This is a genomic window from Brakhagea baltica, from assembly GCF_052161605.1.
GTDB lineage: Bacteria > Planctomycetota > Planctomycetia > Pirellulales > Pirellulaceae > JBKCUI01.
Genome location: NZ_CP197409.1, coordinates 70,199 through 88,855 on the forward strand (window position 1 = coordinate 70,199; position 18,657 = coordinate 88,855).

The window sequence follows — 18,657 nt, forward strand, 5'->3', positions numbered from 1 at the left end:
GGCCGTAATTGGGGCGAGACCGGTCCCTCAAGTCTCGCTTGGAACTTTTTATTACGCGTATTGCTGAGAGTATAAGATCGATGGCCAGAAAAAAACGACGACTTGTACGAACGATCGCAGCAAGACCGGGAGGGCACGCTCGCAGGATTAATCTGGCGACAGGAACCAGTGCCAACGCAGGCAGAGCGCGTTCGCGTCGTGGAATCATCTTGTTGATCGTGCTATTGGTTGTGGCTTCGATTTCTTTGGGAGCCCTAGCTTATTCTCGAAGCATGCTCATCGGGCATCAAGAGTCCGTGTTGTTGGGGGAATCGATCCAGGCACGTTATGCTGCCGACTCAGCCATGGATGCGGCTCGGTTGTTTTTAGCTGCGAGTCGGATCGAGCGAGACGAAGCTGGTGGGACCTACAATAACCCGAACACGTTTCAGGCGATTCCGGTGTTGCAAGGCAGGATGGAAGGAAACGTTTGCAATTATTCCGTTGTGGCACCGGAGCTGGACGAGATGGGGCGTTTCGCGGGGCTTCGTTTTGGCATGATGAATGAGTCGGCCAAGTTAAACTTGAACGTGCTGCCGGTGATCGATAGTCAACTTTCGCTGGGGCAGATCGCTCAACAAGTCGCACCGGGAATGGCTTCTTTGGGATTGGGAGATGCTGCTGGGAGTGCTGATTTAGCGGGTGCCGCTGCTGGAATGATGGGGGGGGACGGTGCGGCACCGGCCGGGATCGCCAGAACCTTGCTCATGGCACTACCCGGCATGACGGAGGAAATCGCTGACGCTATTCTCGACTTCATAGACGAAGACGACGAGCCGCGAGAGTTTGGCGCGGAGCGAGACTATTATTCCACACTTCCGACCCCCTACGCTCCGATCAACGGACCGTTGCAGTCGATCGAGCAACTTTTGTTGGTGCGTGGTGTTACAGCAGACTTGTTGTTCGGCTTTGACCAAAACCGAAATGGAGTATTGGATCCTGCTGAGGAGGCGGCAGCTGCCAGCATGGGGGTAATGATGGGAGGGCCGGATGACGGCATGACCATACCACCGCTCGGCTGGGCCGCGTATTTGACCGTTTACTCCAAGGAGAAGAATGTTCAGCAAACCGGTGATCCTCGGATCAACATCAATTCTCAGGACATCGCCACGTTGCAGCCTGAGCTCGAGACTGCGGTCGGTGCCGAAATCGCAACATTTATCTTGGCCTACCGCTATCTATCACAGCAACAAGGAGCCGGTGCAGGTGGCATGGGTGGCGGCGGCATGGGTGGCGGCGGCATGGGCGGCGGCGGCATGGGCGGCGGCGGCATGGGCGGCGGCGGCATGGGCGGCGGCGGCATGGGCGGCGGCGGTCCAGGAGGTGGTGGACGTCCCGGTGGTGGCGGCGGTACTGGCGGCGGAGGGCGTCCAGGTGGTGGCGGCGGTCCTGGCGGCGGAGGCGGTATGGGACCTGGAGGAGGGGGCCCTCCACTTGGCTTCTCAAACCCTGGTGTTTTCTTGGATTCAGCCCTAGTAGCGGCCATGCCTCTGTGGTTTTATCCGAATGGATTGTCGATGACTTCGTTTTTGCAGATTGGAGGCCAGCCGCCTGGTGGGGGTGCTGGGGGGCAGGCAGGAGGCGGATTTGGAGGCGGTCAGGGAGGAGGCCCTGGTGGTGGATTCGGAGGTGGTAGAGGAGGCGGCGGTCAAGGTGGCGGATTCGGCGGAGGCCAGCGCGGACCAGGACGTGGCGGCGATGGCGGTGGCCAGCGTGGCGCTGATGGCGGTGGCCAACGTGGCGGCGGTCCGGGTGGCGCGAACCGAGGTGGTGAGGGGGGACCTGGTCAACCCGGTCGAGGTCGCGGCAATGGCGAAATGATGGCTGCTGGCGACCCTGCCATGATAGCCGCTGCGGCTGGGGGCGCACCGACTCGCAAGGTTAAGTGGACAGCCGACATGTTTGATCAGGTCGGAATCGATACGGAAAACCCACCATCTGGTACCGTTCGTCAAGTTTTAGACCTAATCGGCGCAGAGTTCCCCGCGACGATCAACGGTGAACAGGTGACCATCACCTCACCGCTCGAGAACAATCCGATCGCCATGGCCCTGTATTTGCCCATGATTATGGACAAACTTACGGCTGTGACCGCGACGGTGATGCCTGGTCGAATTAATATAAATGAGGCACCTCGCGAGATCCTCGCCGGGCTGCCAGGAATGTCAGAGGAAATCCTGGATGCTCTCGTCGAAGCGAGGGGGCAGTTTGCAGATAACGAAAATCGAAAATTTGAGACTTGGCCCATGGTCCAAGGGATTATTTCCTTGGAGCAAATGAAAATCATCGCACCGCTTGTTACGGCGGGAGGGGATTGCATGCGGGTTCAGTGTGTCGGGTATTTCGAGCAATCGGCAGGCTTTTCCCGATTAGAAGCGGTCATCGACGCATCCGGAGCATTGCCGGTCGTGGTGATGTACCGCAAACTGGATCATCTGGGGCGAGGGTTTAGCCAGGCGACGCTCGGTCAACGGGCGATGCTCGGGGTAGTACAGTAGGCCGAAATAGCCAATTCATTCATGTTTTACAGCTAGATTTTTTGATTCCAAACAGACACGAATCCGTTCCATGTCAAAAACCATAAGTATAGATTGCGATCCCAAAGAAGTCAGGCTGGCCATCGGCTCCAGTGGTCTGACCGGGGTCTCGATCGAGCATCTGCTTCGTGCACCGCTCGATCTACAGCCCACCGAGGACTATCTCGACAGTCCGAAAACGATCGCCGCGATTCAGATGTTGCTCAAGAAGGCTGGCATCAAGGGCGGAAACGCTGTGGTATGCATCGGTCGTAGCAGTATTGAGCTTCGGTCCTTGCAGCTCCCGTCGGCAGACAAGAACGAGTTGCCAGACATGGTTCGTTTCGCTGCTCAGCGGCACTTTGCGAACGTCGGTGACAACTGGCCCATCGATTTCATCGTTTTGAAGACCGGAGAGGGCACCTCCGAAATCTTGGCTGCTTCGATGAACCCGAATCGCATCGATCGCATCAGCCACCTGATGGATACGTGCGGACTCAAGCTGAATCAACTTGTACTGCGTCCCATGCTGGCTTGTTCGGTTGCCATTGCGAAGAAGCCTGAACTAGCCACTGCACCGACCTTGTTCGTCGACTTTGTCAACGACGAGATCGACATGGCCATCACCGAGGGCAAGCATGTGGTGTTCATGCGAACGATTCGGACCAATTCCGAGCAAGACGAAGCCAGCAAGATTCGCGTGCTAGCCGGTGAAATCAAGCGAACCTTGCTTGCCGCAGCCTCGCAACAGTCGCAATTGAATGTCGAGCGGGTCATGCTCTGGGGCTCTCCAGAAAGTGTAGCTAGCCTGTGCACCGCTCTATCTGGCACTTTGAATATGCCAGTGGAAGGTCTCGATCCGTTCGATTTGATCGAAGTCTCCGCGAAAGCAAAACAAGAAGTCGGCGAGGACAAGAGCCGATACGCGGCGGTCGTTGGAGGCATGTTGGCCCCCAGCTTGACCAACAATCTGATCGACTTTCACAATCCTCGAAAGCGTGAGGAAAAACAGACCCCCATTCGACAAATTGCTCTCGCGGCGACTGCTGCTACGGTTCTCATTGGGGGAGGGATTTACTGGTATATGTCCGCGCACTCGGCTCTTGATTCGGAGATCCAAGAGCTTTCCGCCAAGATTGATGCCAACAAAGGGTCTTTGGAAATAGCCAAGAAAAATACTGATCAATGGAAGAAGCTGGAAAAGTTTCTATCCGGAACCTACTCCGTCTTGGAGCAACTCGAATATGTTTCGGAAAAATCGCTTCCACCTGAAAAGATGATTTTCCGTGGAACATCTTTCAGTCTCGTGGGTTCCAGAAATGAATTCGAGGGAGTTGTCGCCACGAACTACATCATCCCCGATCAAATCTACAAAACGGAAGCAGAGAACCGCTTACGAGGCTCTGATCGAGTCGTTATCGGAGGCGGAGTGATTCCGAATCCGGATAAGAATAGCCCGTACAAATGGGCTTCGAATTTGTCCATGAGGTTGGAGCCCCGCAAAGTCGAAGACATACGTAAATGGAAAGATGTCGCCTTAATCACAACGGAAAAATCCGATCCGAGTCAATCGGAACAATCATCAGCAGATACGAAGTCTGGTGACGTTAAAGCTAACGATGACGCGACTGAAGCCGATGACTCGAACGAGGAAACCTCGAACACAGGAACGACAGACAATCAGGAGATCGCATCATGAGCATGAGCAGTCGCGAAAAGGTTTTGGCTGGTGCGGTCGGTGTCGCTTGCAGCTTGTTCGGTGGCCAGATGGTATGGTCCTACATTCAAAGTGGGTTTGATGCCAAGGAGCGGGATGTCTCATCACTCCAATCCAAGCTCCAAGCTCAGGAGCTGGAAATCCTGGAGGGTACGCTTTCTACCCAACGGCTCAACAAAGCCTTGCCCCGATCCATCTCCAAAAAAGTCGAATACGCACAAGCTGACTATATGTCCTGGCTAATCGAGACGGCGGACTCAGTGGGGTTGCGTGATCCCAAGCCAAAGCCAATGGGTACCAACGTCGAGAGAGATGGATTCTCTACGTTTAAGTTCTCTATGGTTGCAGAGGGAACACTTCGCGAGGCAACTCAATTGCTTCATGAGTTCGAAACCAAACCCTATTTGCACCGCATTACTCGCCTGGATTTGCAACCCAAAAACGATCCCAAACAAGCTGGGAACCTCCAGATCAGCATGGACTGTGAGGTGCTTTCATTGCCAACATCGAAAGATAAACAGTCTGCACCCAAGCCTGATCCAGAACTGCTCGCCAAATCTATTCAGGACTTCGAAAAGACGATTTATACCCGCAACCTGTTCGAGCCAAAGAACAATCCACCTCAATTGCGATCCACCAAAACCATTGATGCGGTGGTAAACACTCCGATTAATTACACGATCGAAGCGTCAGACCCCGATCCTAACCAAAAACTAACTTTTGCTCTCGATGGAAGCGTTCCTGACGGACTCAAGTTGGACGAAAAGACCGGCCGAATCACCTGGACGGGGCGCAAAACAGGCAAGCAATCGTTCACGGTGATCGCCATGGATTCCGGGTTGCCGAGCAAAACCGCCAAGCAATTAATCACGATCGATGTAAAGGATCCACCCACACCGCCACCCGCTCCCATACAGTTCGACGTGGCATCTCAAGCGAAGCTGAGCGGCCTACTGGCTGGTCGTGGAGGTTCAGAAGCGTGGGTTTTCTCCCGAGTAGAGGGAAAAACGTTGAAGCTTCGAGAGGGGGACGAACTCAAACTCGGTGGAGTTCAGGGTAAGGTAATTAAGATTGGAGCCAGCTATATGGAGATAGAAACCGACGGACGACGCTGGACTGTCGGCCCCGAGGAGACGATTGCCGACGCTTTCAAACGAGGCGAGGTCGATTAATTTCTCGAGAAGCAGAATTCCAGCACAAAAGCTCGATCAGATAGAATATCACGATCGACAATTTTCGGCGTTTCATTCAAAAGGCTCGGCCTCTATAATTTGAGCGAGTGGTACACTCTAGCTTATGGCGAGAAACAAGCCCGACAGCTAGCATTCGATCCCTCGACTAGTCGACAACCTGAACAACCGTGCCGATCCTAACCTCATCCCCGAAGCTCGAGATATCTACCTCGCCCGGTATCGAGCAAGCGGCCTTGGTAGTGGAGTCTATACACAAGCGATTCGGAGACAATCACGCTCTTCGCGGAATGAGCTTTTCCGTAGGAACCGGGGAGCGACTAGCGCTTCTGGGCCCGAATGGGGCTGGAAAAACCACGCTTATCAGGACATTGAGCGGTCGTAGTCGACCTGACTCAGGCAAGGTTCTGTTGTTCGGCAAGTCGATTCGAGAGCCGAACGTTTTGCAGGAACTGGGCGTCGTTCCTCAAGAGTTAGCGATTTATCTAGATCTAACCGCTCGACAGAATTTGGAATGTTTTGGCCAATTGCATGGGTTGCGAGGCAAGCATCTGAAGGAGCGAGTGAACTGGGCTCTAGAGTGGATTGGCTTGGCGGACCGAGCCAACGAATTGGTTAAGAATTTCTCCGGTGGCATGAAGCGTCGCGTCAACATCGCATGCGGGGTACTGCACAAGCCGCGAATCCTATTGCTCGATGAACCGACGGTAGGCGTTGATCCCCAAAGCCGACAGCGTATCTTCGACATGCTCGATGAGCTACACGCTTTGGGAACGAGCATCGTACTCACCACCCACCATCTCGACGAAGCCGAATCCCGCTGCGATAGGATTGTAATCGTTGACCACGGGCAAGTCGTCGCGGACGGATCGCTGGAAGAATTGATGGAACAAACAGTGGGATCCAAGAGGCAGATCTTTCTTGAGATCGAAGGAGTTCTGGTCGTCTCTCCGCCTGGTTTGCGATGGGACTCTAAGAATAATCGCTTTGTCATCACGGTCGATAACATTGCCGAGGAGCTACCCAACGTGCTCACTCGCATTCAGAGGAGCGGGGGAACCGTCAAAGATCTGCAGGTACACCAACCCAACCTGCATGATGTGTTCCTGCATTTGACGGGCAAGGAGCTGCGCGAGTGATTGCGACTATTATTCAAACGAGTTGGAGGCGACTCAGAAACAATCGCTCTGAGCTGTTCCTCACTTTCATCGTACCGATCGTTTTTTTCAGCATATTCGCCGTGATATTTGGTTCGAGAGATTCCTCGTCCTCCACTCCGAAAATCAAGATCGCGATTTGCAACGAATCCGACACCAAGCTTGCTAGCCGATCTGTGGAGCTGCTATCAGAACAGGGCTCGCTGCGAATCACCAACAGCCAGAACGAAGACAAGTCCTGGGTGTTGCTCAAGCGAGAGACAGGTGCCGATCTCGTCCGACGGGGTATGGTGTCCGCTGCGGTGGTATTTTCACCCGATCAAGACGGCGTGCAGCCCAAGATCGAGGTTTTGACCGACTCGTTTGACCAAGTCTCCTCACAAGTGTTGACCGCTGTCGTTCAGCGGGTGGTGTATTTGGCTCAAGCCGACGTGGTGGCAAAGGAAGCAAGCCAACGGGGAGCAGTCGTACGTTTGAGTGACGCGGATCCGGGGATCCCTACTCAATCCACTGTGGTCGCACCTGCTTCGTTCACCAATTCGATTAGTGCAAACAAACCTGCTGTGGCCCCCGACAAGCCAGCCATGCCTGAAATTCTGGCAGTCGATCTGATGGGTGGGAAAAAAACGAATCCCGTAATAGCCATGTATGCAGCTGGCATTGCAGTCATGTTTCTCCTCTTTTCCGCGACAACTGCCAGCGGCTCCCTTCTTGAAGAGTTAGAGAATTCAACCCTAGATCGACTATTAAGCAGCCGACTGACGATGGACCAATTGCTTCTGGGCAAATGGTCTTACCTGACCATTATTGGTGTTCTGCAGATGATTCTTATGTTTAGCTGGGGGGCTCTCGTCTTCAAAATCGATCTCGCCCGCCATTGGGCTGGATTCGCAGCGATGTCTGTTGTCACCGCCGGTGCATCGTCTAGTTTCGCATTGCTGCTTGCCTCTCTCTGCAAGTCCCGAACGCAATTAGGCTGGGTCTCCACCATAGTCATTCTTAGCATGAGCGCGCTGGGGGGAAGTATGGTGCCCCGTTACTTGATGAGTGAAACCATTCAAAAGGCAGGTCTCTGGACTTTCAACGCATGGGCGCTCGAAGGGTTCAACAAAGTCTTTTGGCGTGAGCTCGCGATTGATCAGATTGGAACGGAACTTGCGGTTCTGACGGCTTCAGGGGCGGTATTTATCGTTCTTGCGAGAGCCTTTGCGATTCGTTGGGAGAGAGCATGAGCTCGCAGAATTCGGATCTGCCAACCACCGAACGATTGTTAGATCTAGATGCTACAAAACTCCTGAGACGCCATTACTTTCGTCTCAAACATCAGCGGGCCAAGATAGCAAGCTTGCCCAGCGGACAGCGAAAAGCTGCCGATATCGAGCGATGGAATCATGCACTCGTCCAATCGCAGACGCTTTTCGAAGACCGCCAGAGAAAATCGGTAAACCTGAGCTACGATCCTGAGCTCCCAATTACCAACTATCGCGATCAAATCATCGATTTGGTTCAAAATCGTCAGGTCATTGTTCTATGCGGCGAGACGGGGTCAGGAAAAAGCACCCAATTGCCCAAGCTTTGTATTGAAGCTGGCTTCGGAAAATACGGCTGGATCGGTCATACCCAGCCACGCCGACTTGCAGCCCGATCTGTCGCGACGCGGATCGCGGAAGAGTTGGACTCGAACCTCGGTGATGCTGTTGGTTATAAGGTTCGCTTCAACGATCAGACCAAGCCGGAATCTCTTGTTAAGTTGATGACGGATGGGGTGTTGCTGGCTGAGATCCAGCGAGATCGTTTTCTCGATGCGTACGATTTGGTGATCGTCGATGAAGCTCACGAGCGATCGCTCAACATTGATTTGTTGATGGCCTATCTGCACAACATTTTGCCCAAACGGCCCGATTTGCGGATCGTCATTACCAGTGCTACGATCGATGCGGAGAGATTCTCGGAGCATTTTGTTGATGCCATCGGTCCGGCCCCCATCATCCAAGTGGAAGGACGCAGTTATCCAGTCGAGATTCGCTACCGAGGAGCACTAGGGTATCAAGAGGCCAATAGAAACTCCGAAAACGACTACGACGCGTCTCTAATGGATCGTTTTTGCGATGCCGTGGACGAGTTGTTCTCGGAGGGGCGTGGGGACATTTTAGCGTTCTTCCCATCGGAGCGTGACATCCGCGACGCTGCTAAGCATTTGAGAGGGCATCTCACGCGAGTTGGTCGAGTCAGCGATGTGGAGGTCTTGCCACTCTATGCTCGACTTACCGAAGCCGAGCAGCAGAGAGTCTTCAAGCCTCACTCCAAGACTCGCATCGTCCTAGCCACCAATGTCGCAGAGAGTTCGCTTACCGTCCCCGGCATTCGGTACGTCATCGATTCAGGCACGGCACGTGTCTCGCGATTCGCTGCCAAGAGCAAAGTTCAGCGACTGCCCATCGAACCCATCCCGCAAGCCTCGGCCAACCAGCGTTCAGGGCGTTGTGGTCGATTAGGTCCGGGCATTGCGATTCGACTCTATGATGAACAAGATTTCCTATCACGACCGCAATTTGCGACCCCCGAGATACGCCGGAGCGATCTAGCCTCAACGATCATTCATACCAAATCGCTTGGTATTAGCGACTTCGAATCGCTGCCTTGGCTCGATCCCCCCAGATCGGAAGCCGTTCGCGAAGGCATGAACGTGTTGATCGAGATCGGTGCCATCGACCACAACGAACGCTTAACGGAAATCGGTCGCAAAATCGCACGTTGGCCGGTCGATCCACGGGTCGGTCGTATGATAATCGAGTCGGAGACAAACGGCTGCTTGAACGAAATGTTGATCGTCGCCGCCGCATTGGAGTCACAAGATCCACGCGTGCGGCCACCGGAGAAAGCTGCTGCCGCTGATGAAGCGCACAGCAAGTTCCGGGATCCGAACAGCGATTTTCTTTCGTTTTTGCGGATATGGGATTTCTATCACAAACTCCGAGAGGATCTCAGTCGTTCTCGCTTGCAAAAGGCTCTACAAGATAACTTCTTGTCGGTGATTCGAATGCGAGAGTGGGCTGATGTGCATCGCCAGTTGCTCGAGAGCTGTAAAGAATCAAAGGCTCGCTTTGAGCCTCGCATGATTAAGCTTTTACCGTTAGATGCGCCCACCGCAATTCCGCAGAGCCATCAGGAAGCGGTCAAGCTTCGCCGTGACCAACACAAAGTAGTACAAGGGAGTGTAGCAAGTCCTGATTATCCCGATCGCAATCAACTCGCTAAACCATCGCAGATTGTCGGTTATGATCGACTACATCTTTCCATACTGTCGGGGCTTTTGTCGGGCATCGCCATGATGGATGAGCCGGGCAAGTACCGAGCCGCACAGAACTTGGAGGTCGTGCTTTGGCCAGGATCCGGGGTAAAACAGAGCAAGCCGAAATGGATTGTGGCTGCCGAAAGGGTAGAAACGACGCAGCGTTACGTTCGCACAGTCGCCCACATCGAGCCAGAGTGGGTTGAACGCTTGGCTGGTCATTTGATCAAATACTCTTACGACGAAGCCCACTTTAGTCGCAAGCAAGGCCGAGCGATGGTCATGCGACGCGGCAGCTTGTTCGGGTTGCCGGTCTCGCCACGGACATCGGTTCCGCTGCCTCCACTCAACCCTGGCTTGGCCCGTACGCTTTTGATCGAGCACGGATTGGCTCAGGAAGAGTTGAGTTCGCGAGCTAAATTCTGGGAGCACAATTGCCGACTCATGGAAGAAGTGCGAGCCCTGGCCGACAAAACACGTCGTCGCGATTTGATCATCGATCCGCAGTTGCTCGTGGACTTGTATGAGAATCGTATTCCCTCTTTTGTGGTCGACCGAGCTACATTGGAGAAGTGGGATCGCGAGCTAGCTCAAAGCGAAAAAGGCAAGGCGGGGCAGGAGCCAGCCAAGTCCCCGTTCTTGACCTGGGATGATATCGTGTTGCCTGTTGACCACAACGAGATCGATGAGCTCTTTCCCGAACAAGTGTCGTTGGGAGTCACGCAGTTACCCCTCAAGTATCGATACGAGCCAGGGCATGAGTCTGACGGTGTTAGCGTCACAGTGCCAGAGTCAGTGGTCCATCAGATCCACACAGAACGCTTGGAGTGGCTGGTTCCTGGGCTTATCGAAGATAAGCTTACTTACCTCATCAAATCCTTACCAAAGCGGTTGCGACGACAGCTCGTGCCTGTGCCGGATACGGTCGCAATATTGTTGCCAGCATTGACCGAACTGCATCGTCAGCAGTCACCGTTTTGGAAATCGGTTTGCGAGGTGATTTCGAAGCATATTCGAGAGCCCATCAAACCCAGCGATTTCGACCTTGGCTCTTTGCCCGAGCATCTTCGCATGAGGATCGAGTTGATCGATCAAGATGGGAAGCTGGTTCAGAGCAGTCGCGATTTAGGCGATTTGCAGCAGTCGCAGCGTGCCAAGCAAACCGCCCCGGTCGCAGTGCCAGGCGGCAAGCAAGCGGAGGTCGCTTACGATTGGAAGCGGACCAATCTGACAACGTGGGATATTGAGTCGTTGCCTGAATCGGTTGTAGAAAACCGGGGCGGGGTGCGGGTCGAGTTGTATCCATGTTTAGTGACTTCGGAGGATTCTATCGCTACCACAATTGTCGATCATCGAGAACTTGCGGAGCAAATGCTTCGTGTTGGGAGCATTCGGTTGTTTCAGCGAGTAGAGCGCAAAGAGATCCGCAGTCACATTCAGCACTTTCCGCAGTTTGGTCAGATAAGCCTTTGGCTTTCGGATCGGTTTCCGGGAGATCGACTACGAAATTTGCTGGCGGATCTCGTCGCGAGGCTCGCGTTCGTAGATCAGAACTGGAACGTCGAAAAGTTAGCACCGGGATTGCGAACGAAACTCGATTTTGAGCTAGCGAGGACCAAGCGGATTGAGCGAATCGGGTTAGCAGCAAGTGAGGTTTCGCGGTGGCTACCGAAGGTAGCGGAGGCGAACCACAAGCTACGTGCACTCGTCGAGAGATCACCGAGTTCTTATGGGGCGAACATCAAGCAGATACGTGAGCAAGCGGATGAGTTGTGGCGAGACTCATTGGTGTGGGGAGTCTCATGGTGTTGGCTCAAGGAGTATCCGCGATATTTACAATCGCTAGCCATTCGAGTGGAGCGATTAAAAACGGTAGGATCCGCGAAGGATTTAGCCTCAGAGAACGCTGCCAGAGTTTTTTGGGACGATTACATCAAGCGTTGGCAAGAGATTCAGCCTTCGCAAGCCACGTTGCAAGCCATCCCGAACGTTGGTAAACAGCGAGTGGGCTGCCACAGCTTGGAGCCTTATGGCGGTCTGCTAGAGTATCGTTGGCATATTGAGGAATTGCGAGTGTCGATACATTCTCAGCATCTCGGGACACGCGTAAGCATTTCGCCCAAGCGTCTCGAAAAGCTCCAGGAAAAGTTGCCCTAGGCAATCGGTCCCCCCCTCCATTTGGGCACGGTCCATTTGGGGACACTGCATTTTTACAGCCCCTCAAATTTAACGTGCCGTGATGCAAACATGCTGTGTCCCTCCAAACTCTTCCCGATGGCTTGCCTGCGTATACCTCTGTTGTGGGTACACCCATGACGTTACCGCCATCAGCGTATAACTCGAGGCCAAAGTGATTGGCTAAGTCTTCTTTGTAGGACTCTTTCATTCCCAACTCCAATCCGGCTTATCCCGGCGTTTTCTGTACCCCCCAGGTTGGGACCTACCAGTAATCAATGGGACAAGCCAATCTTCTAACGCTGGGGGACACTTCTCGGGAACACTTCTCGGGACACAGCATTTTCGCCGACCGTCAAATTGAACGTGCCGCGATGCAAACATGCTGTGTCCCCCCGAGTATGCTGCCCCGAGTATCAAGCCACTTTGCAAGCCATCCCGAGCCATGGTAAACAGCGATTTGGCTGTGACAGTTTGGAGTCTTATGGCGGTTTGATAGATTATCGTTGGCACATCGAGGAATTGCGGGTGTCGATACATTCTCAACATCTCGGGACCCGAGTTAGCATTTCTCCCAAGCGTCTGGAGAAGCTTCGGGAAAAGTTGGCTTATGCTTACTGAGATGGACCAAGTCTGCTAGAATTCGGCGGCAACCAACGGGGACTTTTACTCTAACTGTAGCCAATATTTCCATGCGGCACCTGACTGATATCGATTCGCGAGAAAAGGCGGAGAATTTCGTTGCGTATTTGATCACGCAGGGGGTTTCTACGCACGTGGAGCAAGAAAACGGAACTCCGCCAATGTGGTCGGTATGGATCAAGGAGGAGGATAAGCTTCCTATTGCGAGAAGGGAGCTGGAGTACTTTCGAGCTGACCCGGCCAATCCCAAGTACGCTCAGTCGGTATCCAAAGCCAACGCGATCCTCGAGGAACAGCGTGCTCTGCAAAAGCAGCGGGAGAAGAATCTCAAGCAGATTCGAGCATCGAACAGTGCCATGGGGCGGGGGGCCATGTTCAATAGAAAGCTTCCGCCAATCACGTTAGGCATCATCATCGCCTGTGTCATTTTCGGCCTCGTTACCAAGTTCATGCGTTTGAATCAGAACGACAGGCTGGGTGTGGCGATCGCTACCAATTTTCAGTTCGTTGATATGAAGCTTTATGGGGAGACAAACGATCCGGCGGCGTCGCTGAAGAAATTCGAGTTGTGGCGAATTTTTACGCCTGCTCTTCTTCATGGCAGCGCGATTCACTTGTTGGTCAACATGCTTTCTCTGGCATCTTTAGGTAGGCTAACAGAGCGAATGGAGGGGGTGGGTAAATACATTGCCATCATGCTGATCTGTGCTTTGGGTGCCCATTTGCTGCAGGGGCTTTTACCACCAACGATCATGGGAATTCGTTCGATTGGAGGTAGCCCCAACTTTGTCGGGATCTCTGGGGTTGTGTTGGGATTGTTTGGCTATTTGGCGGTCAAGACCAGGGTGCGGAGCGATTTGGGAATTGCTTTTCCACCTGAGTCCTACTTTATGGTGGGGTTTATCATTGTGATAGGGCTCATGGGAGCGATGCCTTTTGCCAACGCCGCGCACATCGGTGGTCTGCTAACCGGTGCCGTCTTGGGATTTTTCTGGAATCGGTAAGGTGGACTTGAGATCTTTTTGAGAAATCCGACCACAAGACTGGCCCACTGACTGCGGAATGACTTAAATTATCTAGAACGATCTGTCCTTTACGATTCTCCCACTTGGCTGGGTTTTAAGGCTTATGTTGATTAATAGGATATTCCGAACGGCTGTAACGCTTGCTTGGGTGAGCGTACCATGTTGGTTGACAATCGGCTTTTGGTTGACGTTTATCGGGCCAGCAACCTCTTGGTCGCTAGCCTTGGAGGCACGCTCGAACGCTGCATCCGCCGCTTTGGCCAGCACGGCCGCTTGCCCGTTTTGCTCTGCTTCGGGGCAGACGATGAGGCAGGAAATGGAGACCATGGACGTGGTAGCCTTCGCGAAGCTGGTCGCTGTTTCCGAGACGCAAACCGATTCGTTGGGTGTTTTTCGAATTGAGAAAATCATCAAGGGGGAGCTTTACTCGAAGGTCGGGACCACCGTTGAGGCGACTTATTACGGGCCACCAACTTCTGAAAAGACATTTTTGATCCAAGGTGTCGATCCGAAAGCGTTCGTCTGGTCCGCACCCGTTCCGCTGACGGATGAGGCAAAGGATTATCTTGGGAAATTGCTTACCCTTCCCGAGGAGCCTGTCGAGCGTCTCGCATTTTATCAGAACTTCTTCGAGCACCCAGACTTTCTGTTGTCTAGAGATGCTTATGACGAGTTTGCGTTGACACCATACGAAGAGGTGGTTCGATTAAAGCCACAGATTCAGCGAGAGCGGCTCATCGAATGGATCAACGATCCAGCGATCTCGGTAGACCGAAAGCGGTTGTATTACACGTTGGTCGCCATTTGCGATGTCAAGGATGATGCGACTTGGATGGAGAAGAAGATCAAGAGCGCCGACGAAAAGGAACGCAAAGCACTCGATGCCTTGTCAGCCGCTTATCTCTCCCTGCGAGGTGCGGAGGGTCTGCCCACCTTGGTAGAAAACTATTTTCGGAACATGGATTCTGACTATGTCGATGTGTATGCGGTTGTCGGAGCTTTGCGATTTCATGCCACGGAGGGAAAGGTGATCGAGCCGCTCAAAGTGGCTGATGCTATGGCGGAGTTGTTGGAGCGGCCCGATCTGGCCGATTTGGTGATTCCCGATTTGGCACGGCTGGAGGACTGGCGGCATCTGAACAAGCTGATGCAATTGTTCAAGGATGCAAAGAAGCCAGACGATTGGCTTATTCGCTCCCCGGTCATCAATTTCATGCGAGCTTGCCCGCTGCCCGAAGCAGAAGAACTGCTTAAGGAGATGGAGGCAATCGATCCAGCAGCCGTTAAGCGGGCCAAAACACACTTCCCGATCCCCAAAGCGATTAAGCCTGTCCCGAACGAACAAAGTCGAATCCCATTACAAATCCCAGGAAAAACAGGGGAGACTCCCGACGATTCGGCTCGCAAAAGTTCGGCCTTTGCAAGTGTTTCAGGGAATGATGCGACTCGTGTTTCTCAGCAACCGGCACTTCAGCAACCTAGCTGGCGCAAGGACTTGAGGGTGGCATATCTAGACGGAGCAGCTCGTGAGCTCTCCAAGGGACGGATGGAAAGTTTGGAGGCGGAAAATAGTAGCCCTGCGAACCATCCCTACGGACTTTTCGTAGTGAGTATTGCTTCGTGCTTAACCGGGCTTGCCATGTGGTTTATTGGCACGGGTGGGATGCGTTAATCGCGTTCCCAGATCGTGACCATATCGCGATTCGCTCGAATAGTCGGGGCTAAGTGCCAGTGCGAACGCTCTTACGAAATCTGGACTCTTTCTTATCCTTAGAACAACATAAACATGTCCACACTGACCGAAGAACCGATCGTTGCAAGTGATGCTGCTCCTGAAGAGGACAACTTTGACTACAAGGCCTTGAGTCGTGCGGCAGTTATCTCGGTTATCTTTGCTTTGTTCGGGCTACTGGCGTGGGAATCGCCGTATCTAATCGTTCTGCCAGCTGCTGCTGTGGTTTTGGCACTTATGGGGCTCAGGACTATTCGCCGATTCGAAGATGAGCTCACGGGCCGTCCGATTGCGATGGCAGGTCTCTCGATCGGTTTGTTAATGCTCGTCGTTGCTCCCGTAAAGCACACGATTATCTACCTTACGGAGGTTCCAGAGGGGTATCAACGAGTGTCTTTTGGAGTGCTGAAAAGTCCGACCGGTGCGCCGGATATTCCGACTCGCGATGCCGTGCAGCTAAACGGTCAAAAGATATTTTTGAAAGGCTACATCCACCCCACGTCCCTTTCGAGCCGAAACTCCAAGACGTTCATCTTGGTCCCCGACTGGGCTACTTGCTGCTTCGGGACACAGCCTCCTCTCACTCACATGATCGAGGTTCAGCTCGTCAACGACAAATACGCGAGCAAGTCCTTCCGACAGCATTCGTTAGCTGGGACTTTCACGGTGATCCCTGGCGGAAAGCAGGTGGAAGGCTTTACCGGCGTGTACTATCAGCTTGACGCCGAACATTTTCAGTAGTTTTCTCGATCAGAGTTAGACTTTGCCTCTTCTCGCTTTGACCGCCTGGGCAAGCTCCTCCAACAGCGCCACGCTATCGTCCCATCCGATACATGCGTCGGTTACGCTTTGTCCATACACGAGCTTGGCAATGCCGGCTGGGGTTTGGACCAGTTTCTGGTTGCCTGCGAGCAAGTGACTTTCGACCATTACACCAAAGATTGAGTGATTCCCCGCAGCAATTTGGCCTGCAACATCTTTGCAAACGGTTAGCTGCTTCTCATGCTTTTTCTCGCTGTTTGCGTGCGAGAAATCGATCATAACCTTTGAGCAGACGCCTGCTTCGTCCAATTGTTGGACAGCGATTTTGACGGATTGAGCATCGTAGTTGGGGGCTTTGCCTCCCCGCAGAATGACATGGCAATCGGCGTTTCCTTTTGTATCGACAATAGCGACCTGCCCATTTTTATGAATGGAAAGGAAATGGTGCCCGCGTGATGCCGCTTGCATGGCGTCAATCGCGATCCTGACATCTCCATCGGTACCATTCTTAAAACCCGCCGGAGCCGATAGTCCGGAAGCAAGTTCACGGTGCACCTGTGACTCCGTGGTTCGTGCCCCAATAGCCCCCCAGCTGATGAGGTCCCCAATGTACTGAGGTGAGATGACATCCAGAAACTCGGAGCCTGCGGGTACGCCCAGTCGGTTGATCTGCAGCAAGAGATCTCGAGCGATACGAAGTCCCTCGTCAATCCTGTAGCTCTCGTCGAGGTACGGATCATTGATGAGCCCTTTCCAGCCAACCGTTGTGCGTGGCTTTTCAAAGTAGACACGCATGATAATCTCGAGCTCGCCACCAAACTTATCCCGGCAATCCTTGAGCCGTCGCGCGTACTCCAAAGCAGCTACCGGATCATGGATGGAACATGGCCCGATGATTACCAACAGCCTATCGTCCCGACCGTGGAGCATGTGGACGATGTTCTGCCTAGTGCTTCGAATCAAATCTTCGATCTCGGTACCCGCGATCGGGAAGAAACGAATCAGATGCTCCGGTGGAGGAAGAGGGGTGATTCTGGCAATTCGCTGATCGTCGGTTGCGGAGGTTTGGTCGGGGGTGCCCGACTGGTCAGCTGTCGTTTTTGAAATCATGAAACCGTCTTGCGAAACGAAAGGAAAGCCCCCGAATTGCGGTTAAGGCAAGTTCCAAAACCAGTCTCCAGGTCACAAGATCACCAGTATAACTAAGCAAAGCGAGCTGTTTAGGGACGATTTGACGTTGACCGGCAACCTTTTAAGATTGCAGATTATCTCCAAGCAGGACAACCTGTCTAATTCGAACCTCTAGAATACTCCTATGAACAAAAGTCTCGCCACGAATCTTCTCGCAGTCACGTGTATCCTGGTAGGTTTTCTTATTCCCAGCGAATCTCCATGGGCTAACCACATTCGTGCAGTAGGGCTTTACGCCACGTCGGGGGCTATCACGAATTGGCTCGCCATTCACATGCTCTTTGAACGAGTCCCCTTGCTCTACGGATCTGGAGTGATTCCTAGCCGGTTCGAAGAATTCAAGGCAGGGATCGAGAATCTTGTGATGGGCCAGTTTTTCACGAGAGAAAATGTAGAGTCGTTTTTCAGAAGCCAACAGGAAGCGGGCGCATTAACCATTGACCCGGAACCAATTGTTCAATCCGTGAACTACGATGAAATGTTCGAGCGATTGCGATCTGCCGTCATGGAGTCTCCTTTCGGTGGCATGCTTGGAATGTTTGGAGGGCCGAAAGCACTCGAGCCACTAAGAGAACCCTTTCGAAACAACGTCGAAAAAGAGGTTCGGAGCCTCGCCACATCACCCAAGTTGGCGGAAGCTCTCTCGCAATCTGCGGCCGGGGAGGGCTCGGTCGATGCTGTGGTGGACAAGGTGAACGGAATCGTCTCCAAGCGACTTAACGAGCTTACGCCTAAAATGGTCAAAGAGATCATTCAGGACATGATTCGTTCCCATCTCGGCTGGCTTGTCGTCTGGGGAGGCGTTTTCGGAGGTCTAATCGGCTTGATCGCAAGCTTCATCTAGCGGAACGGTAACGTTGCTGCGAATGTCAGATTTCGCAGCATCGGAAAGTAGAACCTGAAACACTATGAACCAGCTCGTTCTACAAAATCCATTTCTTGCCTAAATGCTGCGTCAAACTCCTCGAGTGGAGTCATTCGCCCTGCACGCTTGTCATCAATACCAACGCTAATTGCCGCAAGATCGGCTGCCTGCTTGATCGTCTGATTAACATACTCTTCAACGCTCGAAAAACCTGCCTCGGTAGCCAACTGGATAGCGGCGGCTTCATATATGATCTGAACTTGCATAGTCAGTCGTCTCCTGAGTATTAGATTTCCACCTATAGTGTGTCACCATCAGGAGCAATTGTCAAATCTAAGCTTTTGCTCACTCTCC

The 18,657-nt window shown here is 53.1% G+C and carries 14 protein-coding genes and 1 pseudogene; 12 read left to right on the top strand and 3 right to left on the bottom strand.

What is annotated here, in order from left to right; all coding sequences use genetic code 11:
* Positions 1-80: 80 nt before the first annotated feature.
* The 9 genes and pseudogenes from SH449x_RS00285 to SH449x_RS00325 all read left to right on the top strand — a co-directional run bounded on the left by SH449x_RS00285 (position 81) and on the right by SH449x_RS00325 (position 13,732).
* A complete protein-coding gene (locus tag SH449x_RS00285) occupies positions 81-2,537 on the top strand; it encodes a hypothetical protein (RefSeq protein ID WP_482379322.1) in 2,457 nt (818 codons plus the stop codon).
* A 70-nt stretch (positions 2,538-2,607) separates the two neighbouring features.
* Positions 2,608-4,254 (top strand): hypothetical protein, encoded by a 1,647-nt coding sequence (locus SH449x_RS00290; protein ID WP_482379323.1) that lies wholly within the window; start codon positions 2,608-2,610, stop codon positions 4,252-4,254.
* Complete coding sequence (locus SH449x_RS00295) at positions 4,251-5,444, top strand: putative Ig domain-containing protein (protein WP_482379324.1); 1,194 nt, start codon at positions 4,251-4,253, stop codon at positions 5,442-5,444. The genes SH449x_RS00290 and SH449x_RS00295 overlap by 4 nt, the downstream gene beginning before the upstream one ends.
* 260 nt (positions 5,445-5,704) lie before the next feature.
* Positions 5,705-6,250, top strand: a pseudogene (locus SH449x_RS00300) (ABC transporter ATP-binding protein); the annotation flags it as partial.
* Positions 6,230-6,601, top strand: coding sequence for an ATP-binding protein DrrA1-3 family domain-containing protein (locus SH449x_RS00305; protein WP_482381860.1), 372 nt, complete (start codon positions 6,230-6,232; stop codon positions 6,599-6,601). The pseudogene SH449x_RS00300 and the gene SH449x_RS00305, both read left to right, overlap by 21 nt.
* A complete protein-coding gene (locus tag SH449x_RS00310; protein ID WP_482379325.1) occupies positions 6,598-7,851 on the top strand; it encodes an ABC transporter permease in 1,254 nt (417 codons plus the stop codon). Before SH449x_RS00305 ends, SH449x_RS00310 begins: the two co-directional genes overlap by 4 nt.
* Positions 7,848-12,068, top strand: coding sequence for an ATP-dependent RNA helicase HrpA (gene hrpA, locus SH449x_RS00315; RefSeq protein ID WP_482379326.1), 4,221 nt, complete (start codon positions 7,848-7,850; stop codon positions 12,066-12,068). Before SH449x_RS00310 ends, hrpA begins: the two co-directional genes overlap by 4 nt.
* A 405-nt stretch (positions 12,069-12,473) precedes the next feature.
* A complete protein-coding gene (locus SH449x_RS00320; protein WP_482379327.1) occupies positions 12,474-12,707 on the top strand; it encodes a DUF3418 domain-containing protein in 234 nt (77 codons plus the stop codon).
* 71 nt (positions 12,708-12,778) lie between these two features.
* Positions 12,779-13,732: a rhomboid family intramembrane serine protease gene (locus tag SH449x_RS00325; RefSeq protein WP_482379328.1), complete on the top strand. Its 954-nt coding sequence runs from the start codon at positions 12,779-12,781 to the stop codon at positions 13,730-13,732.
* A gap of 72 nt (positions 13,733-13,804) precedes the next feature.
* On the opposite strand, the gene SH449x_RS00330 is transcribed toward SH449x_RS00325, so the two are convergent.
* On the bottom strand, positions 13,805-14,080 hold the full coding sequence (locus SH449x_RS00330) for a hypothetical protein (RefSeq protein ID WP_482379329.1): 276 nt from the start codon (positions 14,078-14,080) through the stop codon (positions 13,805-13,807).
* On the opposite strand from SH449x_RS00330, the gene SH449x_RS00335 reads away from it, so the two are divergent.
* Together SH449x_RS00335 and SH449x_RS00340 are read left to right on the top strand one after the other, a co-directional pair.
* Positions 14,079-15,425 (top strand): hypothetical protein, encoded by a 1,347-nt coding sequence (locus SH449x_RS00335; RefSeq protein WP_482379330.1) that lies wholly within the window; start codon positions 14,079-14,081, stop codon positions 15,423-15,425. The two genes, SH449x_RS00330 and SH449x_RS00335, sit on opposite strands and share 2 nt — an antisense overlap.
* A 114-nt stretch (positions 15,426-15,539) precedes the next feature.
* Complete coding sequence (locus SH449x_RS00340; RefSeq protein ID WP_482379331.1) at positions 15,540-16,226, top strand: DUF4190 domain-containing protein; 687 nt, start codon at positions 15,540-15,542, stop codon at positions 16,224-16,226.
* A gap of 15 nt (positions 16,227-16,241) precedes the next feature.
* On the opposite strand, the gene SH449x_RS00345 is transcribed toward SH449x_RS00340, so the two are convergent.
* Positions 16,242-17,357 carry a 3-deoxy-7-phosphoheptulonate synthase gene (locus SH449x_RS00345; protein WP_482379332.1) on the bottom strand — a complete coding sequence of 372 codons (1,116 nt, stop codon included), beginning with the start codon at positions 17,355-17,357 and terminating at the stop codon, positions 16,242-16,244.
* Between the two features lie 205 nt (positions 17,358-17,562).
* On the opposite strand from SH449x_RS00345, the gene SH449x_RS00350 reads away from it, so the two are divergent.
* Positions 17,563-18,282 carry a DUF445 domain-containing protein gene (locus SH449x_RS00350; RefSeq protein WP_482379333.1) on the top strand — a complete coding sequence of 240 codons (720 nt, stop codon included), beginning with the start codon at positions 17,563-17,565 and terminating at the stop codon, positions 18,280-18,282.
* Positions 18,283-18,344: 62 nt separating this feature from the next.
* On the opposite strand, the gene SH449x_RS00355 is transcribed toward SH449x_RS00350, so the two are convergent.
* On the bottom strand, positions 18,345-18,569 hold the full coding sequence (locus SH449x_RS00355; protein WP_482379334.1) for a hypothetical protein: 225 nt from the start codon (positions 18,567-18,569) through the stop codon (positions 18,345-18,347).
* Between the last annotated feature and the right edge of the window lie 88 nt (positions 18,570-18,657).

Excerpts from the sequence above, each read along its gene's own strand:
- SH449x_RS00340 (WP_482379331.1), top strand. The coding sequence starts at position 15,540 with ATGTCCACACTGACCGAAGAACCGATCGTTGCAAGTGATGCTGCTCCT.
- SH449x_RS00355 (WP_482379334.1), bottom strand. The coding sequence starts at position 18,569 with ATGCAAGTTCAGATCATATATGAAGCCGCCGCTATCCAGTTGGCTACC.
- hrpA (WP_482379326.1), top strand. The coding sequence starts at position 7,848 with ATGAGCTCGCAGAATTCGGATCTGCCAACCACCGAACGATTGTTAGAT.
- SH449x_RS00335 (WP_482379330.1), top strand. The coding sequence starts at position 14,079 with ATGGACGTGGTAGCCTTCGCGAAGCTGGTCGCTGTTTCCGAGACGCAA.
- SH449x_RS00290 (WP_482379323.1), top strand. The coding sequence starts at position 2,608 with ATGTCAAAAACCATAAGTATAGATTGCGATCCCAAAGAAGTCAGGCTG.
- SH449x_RS00330 (WP_482379329.1), bottom strand. The coding sequence starts at position 14,080 with ATGGTCTCCATTTCCTGCCTCATCGTCTGCCCCGAAGCAGAGCAAAAC.
- SH449x_RS00345 (WP_482379332.1), bottom strand. The coding sequence starts at position 17,357 with ATGATTTCAAAAACGACAGCTGACCAGTCGGGCACCCCCGACCAAACC.
- SH449x_RS00350 (WP_482379333.1), top strand. The coding sequence starts at position 17,563 with ATGAACAAAAGTCTCGCCACGAATCTTCTCGCAGTCACGTGTATCCTG.
- SH449x_RS00325 (WP_482379328.1), top strand. The coding sequence starts at position 12,779 with ATGCGGCACCTGACTGATATCGATTCGCGAGAAAAGGCGGAGAATTTC.
- SH449x_RS00295 (WP_482379324.1), top strand. The coding sequence starts at position 4,251 with ATGAGCATGAGCAGTCGCGAAAAGGTTTTGGCTGGTGCGGTCGGTGTC.
- SH449x_RS00285 (WP_482379322.1), top strand. The coding sequence starts at position 81 with ATGGCCAGAAAAAAACGACGACTTGTACGAACGATCGCAGCAAGACCG.